Origin of the sequence: Aquimarina litoralis (genome assembly GCF_039523995.1) — a bacterium.
Classification (GTDB): domain Bacteria; phylum Bacteroidota; class Bacteroidia; order Flavobacteriales; family Flavobacteriaceae; genus Aquimarina; species Aquimarina litoralis.
Genome location: NZ_BAAAGE010000002.1, coordinates 927,505 through 942,050 on the forward strand (window position 1 = coordinate 927,505; position 14,546 = coordinate 942,050).

13 protein-coding genes and 1 pseudogene are annotated in these 14,546 nt (G+C 33.9%); 7 read left to right on the forward strand and 7 right to left on the reverse strand.

The annotated features are described in order from the left end of the window. Window positions 1–116: 116 nt before the first annotated feature. The 4 genes from ABD077_RS13150 to ABD077_RS13165 all read left to right on the forward strand — a co-directional run bounded on the left by ABD077_RS13150 (window position 117) and on the right by ABD077_RS13165 (window position 4,000). The gene (locus ABD077_RS13150; protein ID WP_343912752.1) at window positions 117–2,279 is read left to right on the forward strand and encodes a glycoside hydrolase family 9 protein; all 2,163 of its coding nucleotides are present in this window, start codon (window positions 117–119) and stop codon (window positions 2,277–2,279) included. Window positions 2,280–2,295: 16 nt separating this feature from the next. After that, window positions 2,296–2,580 carry a 4a-hydroxytetrahydrobiopterin dehydratase gene (locus ABD077_RS13155; protein WP_299897605.1) on the forward strand — a complete coding sequence of 95 codons (285 nt, stop codon included), beginning with the start codon at window positions 2,296–2,298 and terminating at the stop codon, window positions 2,578–2,580. Window positions 2,581–2,661: 81 nt separating this feature from the next. Beyond that, on the forward strand, window positions 2,662–3,387 hold the full coding sequence (locus tag ABD077_RS13160; RefSeq protein ID WP_299897607.1) for a YebC/PmpR family DNA-binding transcriptional regulator: 726 nt from the start codon (window positions 2,662–2,664) through the stop codon (window positions 3,385–3,387). 100 nt (window positions 3,388–3,487) lie between these two features. Further along, window positions 3,488–4,000: a hypothetical protein gene (locus ABD077_RS13165; protein WP_343912753.1), complete on the forward strand. Its 513-nt coding sequence runs from the start codon at window positions 3,488–3,490 to the stop codon at window positions 3,998–4,000. Here the strand turns inward: ABD077_RS13165 and ABD077_RS13170 are convergent. The 6 genes and pseudogenes from ABD077_RS13170 to ABD077_RS13195 all read right to left on the reverse strand — a co-directional run bounded on the left by ABD077_RS13170 (window position 3,997) and on the right by ABD077_RS13195 (window position 9,269). Further along, on the reverse strand, window positions 3,997–4,728 hold the full coding sequence (locus ABD077_RS13170) for a hypothetical protein (RefSeq protein ID WP_343912754.1): 732 nt from the start codon (window positions 4,726–4,728) through the stop codon (window positions 3,997–3,999). The two genes, ABD077_RS13165 and ABD077_RS13170, sit on opposite strands and share 4 nt — an antisense overlap. Window positions 4,729–4,767: 39 nt before the next feature. Next, window positions 4,768–5,319 carry a 1-acyl-sn-glycerol-3-phosphate acyltransferase gene (locus ABD077_RS13175; RefSeq protein ID WP_343912755.1) on the reverse strand — a complete coding sequence of 184 codons (552 nt, stop codon included), beginning with the start codon at window positions 5,317–5,319 and terminating at the stop codon, window positions 4,768–4,770. Between the two features lie 26 nt (window positions 5,320–5,345). Further along, window positions 5,346–6,407, reverse strand: coding sequence for an iron-containing alcohol dehydrogenase family protein (locus ABD077_RS13180; RefSeq protein WP_343912989.1), 1,062 nt, complete (start codon window positions 6,405–6,407; stop codon window positions 5,346–5,348). Window positions 6,408–6,485: 78 nt separating this feature from the next. Further along, window positions 6,486–7,190, reverse strand: a pseudogene (kdsB, locus tag ABD077_RS13185) (3-deoxy-manno-octulosonate cytidylyltransferase); the annotation flags it as partial. 76 nt (window positions 7,191–7,266) lie between these two features. Further along, window positions 7,267–7,830: a DUF4126 domain-containing protein gene (locus ABD077_RS13190; RefSeq protein ID WP_343912756.1), complete on the reverse strand. Its 564-nt coding sequence runs from the start codon at window positions 7,828–7,830 to the stop codon at window positions 7,267–7,269. Window positions 7,831–7,841: 11 nt separating this feature from the next. Beyond that, the gene (locus ABD077_RS13195; RefSeq protein ID WP_343912757.1) at window positions 7,842–9,269 is read right to left on the reverse strand and encodes an ATP-dependent DNA helicase; all 1,428 of its coding nucleotides are present in this window, start codon (window positions 9,267–9,269) and stop codon (window positions 7,842–7,844) included. 136 nt (window positions 9,270–9,405) lie between these two features. Between ABD077_RS13195 and ABD077_RS13200 the strand changes: the two genes are divergently transcribed. From ABD077_RS13200 to ABD077_RS13210, 3 genes are read left to right on the forward strand one after another with little or no spacing between them, the layout of a single operon-like run. Then, entirely contained in the window at window positions 9,406–10,065 is a 660-nt protein-coding gene (locus ABD077_RS13200) for a hypothetical protein (protein WP_343912758.1), read from the forward strand. Further along, window positions 10,034–10,870: a DUF3822 family protein gene (locus ABD077_RS13205; protein WP_343912759.1), complete on the forward strand. Its 837-nt coding sequence runs from the start codon at window positions 10,034–10,036 to the stop codon at window positions 10,868–10,870. The genes ABD077_RS13200 and ABD077_RS13205 overlap by 32 nt, the downstream gene beginning before the upstream one ends. Before the next feature lies 1 nt (window position 10,871). Next, window positions 10,872–11,417, forward strand: coding sequence for an RsmD family RNA methyltransferase (locus tag ABD077_RS13210; RefSeq protein WP_343912760.1), 546 nt, complete (start codon window positions 10,872–10,874; stop codon window positions 11,415–11,417). Between the two features lie 54 nt (window positions 11,418–11,471). Here ABD077_RS13210 and ABD077_RS13215 read toward each other — a convergent pair whose 3' ends face one another. Continuing rightward, window positions 11,472–14,366, reverse strand: coding sequence for a T9SS type A sorting domain-containing protein (locus tag ABD077_RS13215; protein WP_343912761.1), 2,895 nt, complete (start codon window positions 14,364–14,366; stop codon window positions 11,472–11,474). Window positions 14,367–14,546 lie beyond the last annotated feature (180 nt).

Sequence of the window (14,546 nt, forward strand, 5' to 3'; positions counted from 1 at the left end):
ACCAAAACATAAATCATATTTCATTAGTAACATTTGTTAGGCGATATTAGGAAAACTAAGCTTTTATTAAGAAATTGCTATCACCAAAGAATTAAACTTAACAAATCTACTTAATTATGAAAAAACTCATGTTATGCATATGGTTACTCATGTGCATATGCGAAATTGAAGCGCAGTCATTAACGAATTACATTGTTATTGATCAATTCGGATACAGACCAAATTCTGATAAAATTGCGGTAATTAGAGATCCACAAACAGGTTTTGATTCTAGCGAATCTTTTAATCCAGGAAATACATACGCGTTAGTAAATGCTTCCAACGATCAACAAGTATTTACAGGAACTCCTGTAGCCTGGAATGCTGGTGCAGAAGACACATCATCAGGAGATAAAGCTTGGTGGTTTGATTTTAGTAGTCATACAAATCCTGGAACTTATTATATTCTAGATACTACTAATAATCTTCGCTCTTTTGAATTCGAAATTAGAGAGGATATATACAATGAAATACTCAAACAAGCTGTTCGAACATTTTATTATCAGCGTGTAGGGTTTGCCAAAGAGACTCCCTATGCAGAACCTAATTGGACAGATGGTGCCAGTCATATGGGTGCGCTACAAGATACACAATGTAGGAGTTACGATACTCCGAACGATGCTAGTACAGAAAAGGATGTAAGTGGCGGTTGGTACGATGCGGGTGATTATAATAAATACACCAACTGGACTTCTAACTATATCTACGAAATGTTATTAGCCTATGAAGAATCACCTGATATTTGGGGAGATGATTATAATATTCCGGAATCAGGAAATACTATTCCAGATATAATTGATGAAGCCAAATGGGGAATGGATCATTTACTACGATTACAAAATAATGATGGTAGTATGATTGCTGTAGTATCCGAAAGTCATGCTAGTCCGCCTTCTTCTGCAACCGGACCAAGTTTATACGGAGCAGTTAATACAAGTAGTACCTGGAATTCTGCTAGTACTTTTGCTTATGGAGCCAAAATATTTGCCTCTTTAGGAATGACTGCTTACGCCAGCACTCTAGAACAGGCAGCCATAAATGCGTGGAATTGGGCAACAACAAATCCTAACGTAGTATGGAGAAATAATGATGTTGCTAATGGATCACAAGGTATTGGTGCTGGGCAACAAGAAGTAGATGATTATGGAAGAGCCATGTACAAACTACGAGCAGCTGCGCATTTGTATGAAATTACAAATCAAGATAGCTATAAAACTTTTTTCGAAAGTAATTATACCGAAACTCATATGATTGCTTGGAACTTTGTTTTTCCTTTTGAAGCTAGAGAACAAGAAACTTTATTATACTATACTAGAATTCCTGGAGTTTCTACCAATGTTAAAGATAATATTATAAACACGTATAACAATTCGATGAATTCTAATGCTATTAACTTTATGTCATTTGATAATAAGGTTGATCCGTACATGGCTCATTTAGACACTTATACTTGGGGAAGTAATAACACGAAAGCTAAGAAAGGGCTAACATTTTATAGTATTAAAGAATATGCACTTAACAATACCAGAGAAGCAGACGCCGAAAAAGCGGCAGAAAACTACATTCATTATATGCATGGAGTAAACCCTTTGAATATGGTATACCTAACCAATATGTATTCTTATGGAGGTGATCATTGTGCTAATCAAATATACCACACTTGGTTTCAGGATGGAACGGATTGGGATGAAACCGGTGTTTCTTTATATGGTCCTGCTCCCGGTTTTGTTCCCGGAGGACCTAATCCAAGCTATGATAGAGATCAATGCTGTAACAGTAGCTGTGGAAGTACCGCAAATGATGCTTTATGTAATGCCATTTCCATCAACCCTCCTAAAGGACAACCTGATCAAAAATCTTATTTAGATTTTAATAATAACTGGCCATTGAATTCGTGGTCAATTTCTGAAAATAGTTGTGGATATCAGATAGCATATATTAGACTTTTATCAAAATTTGTTTCAGATACTAATAATACTTTGTCAATAAACACACCCAACACTCGGAACCCAAAGTTAGTGGTATATCCTAACCCTGCTAAAAATCAAATAAAAATAAAATTCCCGAATAATATAGATACTTCAGACTATACAGTAACTATTTCTTCTCTAGTTGGAAAAAAATTAATTGAAACCAAAATTAAAGATTACATAAATGTTTCTAAATTAAACCAAGGAATGTATATATTGACAGCAGAAAATAAAACAAAAAGTTTTAGTCAAAAATTTATTATTCAATAAAATAAAATTATACCAAATGAAACTTTCAGAAACTGAAATTACGGATCGTCTTAAAACTATGGACGGATGGGAATATGAAGATAATGCACTACATACATCTTTTGAATTCGAAAACTTTAAAGATGCTTTCTCTGCTATGTCTAGAATAGCATTTGAAGCGGAAGCATTAAATCATCATCCAGATTGGTCTAATGTGTATAATGTAGTAAATATATCCTTGTCCACACATGATGCTGATGGAGTAACGGATAAAGACTTTGAGCTTGCAAAGGCAATTGACGGCATTGTAGAAGAAGAATAAAAATATGATGTAGAATCAAACATCTATTTGTGAAACTTTTGGTTTCTACTTATGTTTGTAATTAGATTTTAAATTTAGATTATGGGAAGAGCTTTTGAGTTCAGAAAGGCGCGTAAAATGAAACGTTGGTCTGCAATGGCCAAAGCATTTACTAGAATTGGTAAAGATATTGTAATGGCTGTGAAAGAAGGAGGACCAGATCCTGATTCTAATTCACGTTTAAGAGCGGTTATACAGAATGCCAAGTCCGTTAACATGCCAAAGGACAATATCGAACGTGCGATCAAAAGAGCTTCTGATAAAACCCAAGGAGATTATAAAGAAGTTCTTTTCGAAGGGTATGCTCCTCATGGCATTGCTATTCTTGTAGAAACTGCTACCGATAATAATAATAGAACCGTTGCCAATATTAGATCTTATTTCAATAAATGCGATGGAAATTTAGGAACTTCGGGATCTGTAGAATTTATGTTTGATCACACTTGCAATTTTAGAATTAACGGAGAAGGTCTAGATCCAGAAGAATTAGAACTAGAATTTATTGATTTTGGTGCTGAAGAGGTGTTTCAGGATGAAGATGGAATTTTAATCTATGCTCCTTTTGGTAGTTTTGGAACTATCCAAAAAGAATTAGAAAGTCGCGAAATAGAAATTCTTTCTTCTGGTTTTGAGCGTATCCCACAAGTAACTAAAGAATTGACTCCAGAACAAGCAGCGGATGTAGAAAAGCTTTTAGAAAAAATAGAAGAAGATGATGATGTTCAAAATGTATATCATACGATGCAAGAATCATCTTCTGAAGCATAATTAAAAGTATAACAATACTTTATGAAAAGACTGTCTATAAAAGGCAGTCTTTTTTGTTATGTTTAAATAATGTTTTCGACTTAAATGAAAACAACATACAATGAAACAATGGATATTTTTGATTTTATTATCGTTTGGTGTAAGCGTTACAGCCCAACAAATGAATAATGAAACACTTGGAGAAATAATTACCCAAAGAGCTGATACGATTAATGGAATCACCGGTAACTGGCAATTTATTTATAAAGAAATCCCAATGTTGTGTGTTACCGACGAAAGGAATAACCGAATGCGAATCATAGCTCCTATAACCGAATCCAATAATCTAGATAAGGATTTATTGTTAGACTCTATGACCGCTAATTTTCATTCTGCCTTGGACGTAAAATACGCCATTTCTAATGGAATCCTATGGTCCGCTTATGTGCATCCGTTAAAGGAACTTACTACTGAACAAGTCGAAAGTGCTTTATCACAGGTTTATCTTGCTGCCAAAACCTTTGGAACTACGTTTTCTAGTACAGAATTACTTTTTGGAGCAAGCGCTTTAGAAGAAAAAAAAGAAGAACCTAAAAAAGAAGTAATAAAAAAAGAGAGTACTCGGAAATTTTAATTATTCCGTTTCTTAAATTCGGTATATCCTTCTTTTCCAATAATTTCATAGATATCTGACTCAAGTTGTTCGGTTTGATTATCGTTATCTTTATATTGTTTACATAAGGCGTCCAGATATAAAGATAAACGTTCTTTCTCTTCTAGTTCTTGTAATAAAAATAGAATACACCTTACTATTTCCTCGTGATACTCTCCAATAAACTTATCCTGAATATCTTTTGCCAATTGAGCAATTTTTAGCGTTTCTAACAGCCCATCCTTTTTATGATGGATCTTACTTAGATGTAGTGCTTTCATTTTTTGATAATTAATCAATGAATAAAACTTGATATAATTACCCTCTTCAAATAAAAACTCTTTACTAGCATCAAGAGAAACACCCATACCATGTAATCGTACTATTTCTTGATCTAATACTTTTTCAAATCTAGAGAACAACTTGTGATAAAAACTACTTTTATCCAATGGACTAAGGTATGCATGGATTTGTTCCATTTTAGCATAAAAATTAACCAAATACTTGGGTTGGTCAGGAGTTAGTAGCGTACTTTCTTCTAGAAGTGCAATTACTTGATTATATAGAACATCTTCTACATTTTTATAATCAATAACACTTACATGTTCAAAAACAGAATTACAATATGAGCATGTATATAAATTTGGTTTATTCTCTATGAATGAGTCATTCGCTCCACAACTAGGACACTGTAATCGATTACTATTCATAGTATTAACATTGCTCTGTTATAGTATAATTGAAAAGATTTAAGGATCAAAACTGTATTCAGGAACTTTTCCTTTAACCCCTTTAAAAAAGCTATACATATGCTTTAAATCCTCATCCAACTCACCTGTTGGATGAAAAGCTTTAGAAATTACCACTCGCTTTTTTCCAAAATCAAAAGCTACCATGATTATTGGAACATTTGCTGCCATTGCGATATAATAAAATCCTGTTTTCCAAGATTCCACTTTTTTTCTGGTACCTTCTGGAGCTAACGTAATTCTTAATTCATCACGCTTTTCAAATTCTTTGGCAATTGCTTCTACTTTATTCTGCCCAGGTGTCCTATCAAGAGCAATTCCTCCTACCTTTCTAAAATACCATCCAAAAGGCCACTTAAAAAGCTCTTTTTTTCCCATGAAACTAATCTTCACACCTGCTAATTGCCTAATTAACAAACCGATGTAAAAATCATGCCAACTAGTATGAGGAACAGCAATGACTATGCACTTTTTTACGTTATCAGCATCGAAATCACCTATCATCTCCCAGCCCATAATTTTATGAAATATAAAAGATGATAGCTTTCTCATGAGTCATTAAATATTATAGAGAGAAGTTACAAAGAGCGATAAATACCTTTTAACTTATCTGCATTGATATGTTCCTTCCAATTTTTACCCAGCGCATTTTCCCATAAAGGAACCAATCCAAGAGCCACAGAGACCATGGTATCCAACTGTTCTTCAGAAACATTAGCACATATCCCTTCTGGTATATGTATGTTATGCAGCTCTTTCATTTGTTTAAAAATCGCTACACCTTCGGGATAGTACTCCCCTAATTTATCGAATACGATGCAATTACCAATACCATGTTTTGTTCCTAAAACGTATGCTAATCCATAACTCATAGCATGAGCAATACCAACTTGAGAATAAGCTATACTCATTCCTCCATGCCATGAAGCCATCATCAATTTAGCATCAGCTTCTTCTTTGTCTAAAGTATTATCTAAAAATATTTCCTTACAAAGATCATACGCCTTTTCGCCATAACTTTGACTAAATGCATTAAGATAAGTACCTTTTAGTGATTCTATACAATGTATATAGCAATCCATACCTGTATAAAACCACTGATCCTTTGGTACGTCTTTTATAAGCTCTGGATCTAGTATTACCTGATCAAACGGAGTGAAATCAGAATTAATACCTAATTTTTTTTCAGGACCTGTCAATACTGTTGTTCTCGACACCTCTGCTCCAGTTCCAGATATTGTGGGAATACCAACGTGGTACACTGCTTTGTGATGCACCAGATCCCATCCTTGATACTCAGTAGCACTTCCAGAATTATTCATCATAATAGCAACCGCTTTAGCAAGATCCATGATAGATCCTCCTCCAATTCCTATAATTCCGCTTGGAGTAAAGCTAAACTCTTGCTTTAATTCTGTTACAAGTTGATCTACTTGAGAAGTTTTAGGTTCTTCTTTCGTAGAAACATATATTATCTTGTCTGTACCTGATAATTCAATCCTATCTTCGATAAATGTTTTGTTGTTCTCAAAGACATCATCAATAAGATAGATGAATGGGGCTCCATTCTTTCGTTCTGCAGAGAGGATTTGTCCTAACTGATTAAAGGATCCTTTACCAAAAACCACTCTTGGTACCATAGGAAAATTCTTATGGAAAGATTCTTTTACTTTAGGAGTAACCGTAGATGTAATGTTCAAAAGATTTTGTTTGTTAATTAAATTCCTTGCTTTTTCTAAATCTTCCGGGGTATCTATTTCCACACCTTCATGGTGTGTCTCTATCATTTTTATATTCTTACCATATTCTAAATATCGTATGCATTCAATTTTCTCTGAAGCTTCTAACGTTCTCATCGGTAGGCGATAAAAATCTAAAATTGCTTGCTTTCTAAATGCATAGATCCCTTTATGTTTAAAATAGGTATGACTTACTTGTTTATCACGTGGATAAGGTATGGGGGCACGAGAAAAATATAATGCGTAATCATTCTCATCTACAATTACCTTTACACTATTAGGATTTACGATATCATCCCAATCGGTCATTGGTGTCATCAAACTTGCCAAATCGATCTTATCTGCATCTTCTCCCTGAAAAACTCTTAATACTTTTTCAAGACTTTCCCTTTCTGTAAATGGCTCATCTCCCTGAACATTAACCACTATATCTATATCCATATGTTCCACAGCTTCAGCAATTCTGTCGCTTCCACAGTCATGCTCTTTTTTACTCATAATAGCTTTACCACCATGAGATGTAATTTCATCAAATATAATTTCGCTGTCGGTGACTACATACACCTCGCTAAATAACGCTGTTTTTAACGCAGCTTCATATGTTCTTAATATAACGGATTTCCCTTCAAGATCTTGCATAAGTTTCCCTGGAAATCGGGAAGCAGCGTATCTCGCAGGGATCATTGCGATAGTTTTTAGATCAATGTTGTTCAAATTTGCTTGCTTTTTCGGGTCAAAAATAACTTTTTTAAATCGATTTTCAAGAAGAGTGCCTGAATAGTTTCTTATAAACTTTTCTTAAACCAAAAAACAACGCTATTACCATAATGATAGCCACCAACGGAAGAAATACCGATAATATCGACATAACGGTAGCAGTTCCGGTTTCTACCGTAGCAATTACTGGATTTGCCAATCCTCCAGTTGTAGCAGAGGATGTTAAACGCGATGCTCCCATGGTACTTTTTACTGTTGCCGCTGTTCCTCCACCAGCAATAATTGCAAGTGCCCAAGTAACTACAGGACTCAAATTAGCTACAGTAGAAACCATGACAGCTGTTCCTGCAATCGCTGCAAGTGGAATCGCTATGGTATCGAGTAAATTATCAAACCATGGAATATAGTAAGCTAATATCTCTACTACTGTTGCTATAGATAAAACGATTAAAGCAGTATTGCTCCCTACCCACTCCCATTCTGAATTTAAAGGAATAACTCCATAATGCCCTGCTATACTGATCGCTAGCAATGGCAAAAAAACTCTAAATCCTACAGAAGCAGCTAAACCAACTCCTAAACATATACTCAAAATAGTCTCTTGCATATACTTTTACTTTAATTTTCGATAAAAAAATCATCTTTAAAACCTATAAGATATAACTTTTCTTTCGCTCGGGTCACTGCCGTATACAACCAACGTAGATAGTCTTTATTAATTCCGTCAGGAAGATAAGGCTGTTCTATAAAAACAGTATCCCATTGTCCTCCTTGAGATTTATGACAAGTGATGGCATAAGAAAATTTCACTTGAAGTCCATTAAAAAACTTGTTGTTTTTTACACCTAAAAACTTTTTATATTTAGATTTTTCATCTTCATAATCCTTTAAAACCTCTTGATACAATTTATTAGAATCTTCATATGATAATGAGGGAGTCTCCGTAGTTAAGGTATCTAAGATTAATACCGTTTCTAGTGGCTTTTGATCAGGATAATCCACCATCATAATTTTTACTTCTGCAAAACGAAAACCATATAATTCTTTAATTGCATAAATTTCAAGAATTTTAATAATATCTCCATTTGCAATAAAACCTGCTTCACTTTTGTTATCTAACCAAAAATAATTATTCTTTACCACCATTAGATAATCTCCAGAAGATAACTCTTCTTCCTGAAATAAGATTCTGGATCTAATTTGTTGATTATAAATATTGGCTCTTTTATTAGATCTTAGTATGATAACAGACTCTTCATGTCCTGAGCTGGCATAAGAATCATTTAAAGCATCCATGATATCATGACCATCCACTAATCGAATAATATCTGGATATCCTTGAATATCGAATTGAAAAGATTCATAAAACCCACTATTTAATAATTCCCTAAGATTAGTGGCATTCATGAGTATACCGCTATCTTCAGCTTGCCTTACGACTTCGTCTAATTCTATTTGAGTTACTTCTTTATTAAATCCCATTGATAAGGTGTCAGGATCTAAAGCGGGACTAACTTCTAGCTTTACTGGTGGCAACTGTGCAGTATCCCCTATAAACAGGATCTTACAATTATGACCAGAATAAACAAACATCATTAGATCATCTAGTAATGAACCATTCTCAAACAATTTACTATCACTTGGTGTATCTGGTATCATGGAAGCTTCATCCACGATAAAAATAGCATTCCTTTTCTTGTTCTGTTTTAGTTGAAAAGCAAGACCACCGCTATTAGTTTTTTTAGGATAATAAATATTCCTATGAATGGTTTGGGCTTGTCGTCCAGAATAATTGCTAATTACCTTTGCTGCTCTACCTGTGGGAGCTAATAAAACGGAGCTTAACTTTGCTTTCCATAGGTTTTTTACCAAAGTACCTATTAAAGTAGTTTTTCCTGTTCCGGCATACCCTTTTAGTAAAAAAAGATCATCTTTTTTACTTGATAAAATAAAAGCTGAAAGTTTTTGAAGTACAACATCCTGTTTTAGAGTAGGTTCAAAAGGAAAATCATCTTTTAATAATTGATAAAACTCTATTTCCCTCATGAAAAATTCTTGTTCCGTAAATCCATAATCTGTTAATAAATCAAAGATAGCAATGATTTTTTGGCTATAAACTTTTACGATTAAAAAAAAATTGTAGATTTGCGTATACACTAATGTCTAAAAGCTAAATTATAAAATGAAAATTGTTCTTCAATTAGTTCTATGGGTAGTTATCGGAGTTTTGGGATACCTGGTATTTAATTCTGTAATGGGTCCTGTAAGGTTCAATAAAGTTAAAGAAGCGCGTTATGCGAAAGCCATTGAAAACTTAAGAGATATCCGACAAGCAGAATTAGCTCATAAAACCGTGGTTGGTAGATTCGAAAAAGATCCAACTAAATTAATTGCTTTTATAGATACTGCTAAATTTACACTTACGCAGCGTAGAGATTCAAGTTTTGTGAGATTTAATAAAATATTACAAATTGATGAGCCAAAAGATACTGTTGTAGTTGATACTCTTGGCTATGCTTCTGTAAAAGATTCTTTATTTAAAGGAAGTGATCGTTATAAAAACATGATGAAAGTTCCTGTAGAAGGTAAAGATGCGAATTTTGAATTGGATGCTGGATTCATTGATAAAAATGGTATTCGTGTAAGTGTTTTCGAAGCGAGAGTAGCGAAAGATGTTTTATTACACGATCTTGATAGAGATTTACTTTTTCAGGAAAAGCAAGTTGTTTCTGTTGAAGAAGTAAACGGACCTTTCTTGTCAGTAGGTTCTATGCAGGAAGTTAATACTAAAGGAAACTGGCCAAAAATTTATGACACCAACGTTACAACCACAGAAGAGTAACACCTCTGGTAATGAAAAACATATATTGTCCATTCAGGTTAGCCTGAATGGACTTTCTTTTTGTATCGCAAATTCTGAAAAAGAAATCATTGCCTTAGAACAAGATAATTTTGGGATTCATTTATCTCCAGAACAAGTACTGGATAAAATCAAATATATATTTGACCATCACCCTAAATTTAACAAGGATTTTGAAAGCATAGAAGTTATTTATCAAAATGACTTGTATACCTGCGTACCTAAAGCTTTGTTTGACGAAGAACAACTCAAAGAATACTTAAAATACAATATCAAAGTATTAGAAAATGATTTTATTGCTTACGATGAACTACATCAGCATGATATCATTGTGGTGTATGTCCCCTATGCAAACATCAATAATTTCTTTTTCGACACATTTGGATCATTTACCTATAAGCATGCAGCTACAATTTTAGTAGACAATTTATTAGCAAAAGAAAAGAATAACGATACTATCAAAGTATATGCCCATATGAATGACGCATCTTTTGATCTAGTAATCACTTCAAAAGGTAAACTATTATTATCTAACTCATATCCGTATGCAAACGAAGAAGACTTTTTATACTATGTAATGTTTGCTGCAGAACAACTTCGGTTAAACCCAGAAGAGTTTGAACTGATCTTTTTAGGTGACATTACCCAAACAAGTAGTTGCTATACCATAGCGTATAGTTATATTAGACATATTTGTTTCGGAAAAAGAAGCAATCTTATTAGTCTTTCAGAAGAGATCTCAACCATTCATGAACATGAACACTATTTGTTACTAAGTCATTTTTAATATGCGAATTATCTCAGGAAAATATAAAGGAAAACGATTACAAGCACCTAAAAAACTACCTGTACGCCCTACAACGGATATGGCTAAAGAAGGACTATTTAACATTCTTAATCATCATTATGCTTTTTCTGAAGTTACCTTGTTAGACCTTTTTGCCGGAACAGGAAATATCAGCTATGAATTTGCTTCTCGTGGAACCGAGCATATTACTGCAGTAGATGCTCATTATGGATGTGTAGGATATATAAAAAGTGTTGCCAAAGAGCTTGATTTTTCTATAGATACTATCAAAAGTGATGTATATAACTATCTAGAAAAAGTAAAAAAAACTTCTGATATTATTTTTGCCGATCCACCTTATGATTTTACTGCTGAAGAGTTTGCCAAAATACCGGCGTTAGTATTCGAAAATGAATTGCTCAATGATGATGGTGTGTTAATTATAGAACATTCTAAGCACACATCCTTAGAAGACCTTCCTAACTTTAGGAATTCGAGAAAATATGGAGGTTCTGTTTTTAGCTTTTTTGAAAAAACAACTACATAATTTACAGAAAAATATTTTACCAATAAACTCACAATCTAAGTATCGGAATCCTTCCTACTGCTTAATAAATTTAAAAACGTTACTATCCGTCTTGTTTTTTATTTTAATGAAGTAAGGACCAGCATTCAATAAACTTACATCGATTGTATAAAGATCTTCTGAAATAGTACCAGACAAAAACTGTTGCCCTAAAATATTATAAATAAAATACTTATTATTTCCTTGATTAAACCCGTCTAAATACAGCCTATTAGTAACCGGATTTGGATACATTCCAACAATTTTATGAGCAACTTCATCTGTAGACAAGATATTACAAGACAAAACTGTATCCCAACTGATTGTTTCTTCTCCTAAAATATTGTTCTGATGTTTAATAATCAATTTATTAATATTAGGCCAGGCACGTTTCGCCCAATCTTTTACTTCATTTAACAACCCGCAATCTGCTCCTAATTCTTCTCCAGATTTTAATGCCCAATATATATGATCTGCATACATTGGTTCTTCGGTACTTATAGCTTTTGTAACATCAAATATTTCTGTTTTGCTCCAAGAATCCAGATTCTGCGAACCATTTCCTCCTTTTATTCTACTAGCTGGTCCTCCAGGAATGCTTTCCATGTTATCATAGCGCCACCAATTTTCATTACTACTACTAAAATCAGAATTATCGACAATATATAACCTATTGCGTGGTTTATTAATTTCTTTTAAAAACTGTTTCAACTGTGCATTTAAAATTAGAGGTAACATCCCTCCTTCAATTTCATTAACGGATTTTACGAACTCCAGCGGTGCATGTCCCGCAAGCTGAGAGGCTCCCGCATCTGCTTCTTTTCCAAAAAAGTACCAAGGTCCCATCACTCGAATTCGAAAACCCCTGGCATCATTTGGATTGGTATCTCCCGACCAGGTTTTTACTTGATACATATTATTAATCGTATGAAAATACCGAAGTGGCTGATTAATTCCGGAGGATTTACTAGAACTTAATATAAACTCTGGCTGGTAATTAAAATCTACAGGACCATTTCCATAATTTACACCATAACCAGGTGTAAGAATCATTTGCAATTGATACCATGCGGTAGACTCATATTGCCCAGTTTCTCTAGGTTGTCCCATAAAATTCTGGCATCCGCCTTCATCCAGACATCCTGTAAGATGTGGTGGTATTTCGAAAACATGTTTACTATCATAATCTGGAACAAACCACTGATGATCCGAGGGATTATCTTCTGGATTTAGATAGTTCGCTGCCTGATTTTGTAGACTAAACTCATTCATAAACTCAAAATTCTTCACAGCCATCAACCTAGCCATACTGGTTGCAGCGAAAACCTGAGGGACATGATCTGCGATGGAATTTAATCCATCACCTGTTCTTGTTCTCCAATGTCCACTCATATTTTCATTATCTGAATTTAGTACCTGTGCCTGAAAAAAACGATAATGTACTCTATGCCTAACATGCCCTTGCATTAATTCATTAATTTGATCTTGTGATAAACTCGATAAATTAATGTTTTTAGTAACTGCCGTGCTATTTGTAGCATAGCTTTCTAATAGCTCTCTAAATACTTCATATCCTTTCTGGGGATTTAAGTAACTCTTTACAATACTTACAAAAGGAGTACGATCATCATAAGTCGTTTGGTAGAAATTATTTTTTGTGTAGGCATCCATAGGATGTATCATCGGTAGCCAATGTTTCCAATCAGGAAATTGAATTGGTAACGGAAGTGTATAGGTTTCTGGAGATTTATCAGCATCAAAGAAAGCATCCATATCAGCTTGAGTAAATCCAGAAGATTTACCAAATAAGTAGGGCGCCATATCGCTATCATTTCCCAAAACAGCCTCTAAACCAGCTCCTGCCGACCATTCGTTTATTGGTTTGTCTTTTAGCTCCGTACCCGGTTGGTATGGAGGATTCCAAGGACGTCCATATCTATGAATATTATTTTTGTTACCATCAGCGTCTGACAATGAACGGATGTAAGCAGCTATTAATTTACCTTCTTCTTCTGTTAATCGATGAAACTTAGATCTTTCTACAATCGCTTTATTTGAGTATGAAAAAATCTCTAAATCTCTTCCATCATGCGTATGACAATCTGTACATTTGGCCTTGATCTTTCTAGAATTCCCTAAATCATAACCATACCAGAAACCGTTATTTCCACTAGTTAAATAATTACTCCATAAATCTTCTCCAGCTGTTTCGGATACAAAATCTCCTCCTCTTCCATAATACCATAAACTTTTTCCTTTATAGATACTATCTAATAAAGCAGATTGACTGATAGAAATTCCGGATTCGGTATACGGATTTGTCCAAGTTAAAGGGTCATCTTCGTTAAAATAACTTGCACCGTATACTCTGGAAGCTTCTGAAACCTGATTTGCAGGAAGATAATACTCACTATTTTTTAATATTCGTGCTCCTCCACTATCTACAAGATCTAGATCTATGATTCGGTATCCGTTAGAAATACCATCAGAGATTTTCATTCTAAACCGAATTGAATTTTGACCAACCTTCAAATCTGTACTTGTAAAATGTAATCTTATAGTATTATAACCACCATGCACCATTCCTCCTCTGGCTAACTCTTGTGGATATATACTGGTATTATTTTTATGTAAGCTGGTAAACGTAGTATGATTTACACTTATAGACACCTTTTCATCATAACTAGCATTATTAATCTGCAAGTAAAGGTTATTGGTGTTTCGTATGCGATCATACATAGATTGATCTATGGTAAATCTAATCTCTGCTAATGCACGTTTCAAGCTTAAACCTTCCAATTCTGTATTAGCAACGGCAATATTTTCGGGTAAGCCAAAAACTTCTATAGGAAGGTTTATTTTTTGGGCTCTAAGATTGGTATAAGCAGATATTAAAAAAGAGATAGCTAAGAGAAAGCAGTATTTTTTCATGACATAAGAGATTTGGTTCGATATAATTAGTTAAAAACTAACTATTTCAAAAAATAAAACTTTTCAATTTTATTTTTATTACGAAATGTTTCGTGTTGCCAGAAAAACCTTTCAAGATAAAAGAAATCAACTATTGATTTCTATTTATTAAAGTAACCTTTGGTAATAGAAGTATGATTT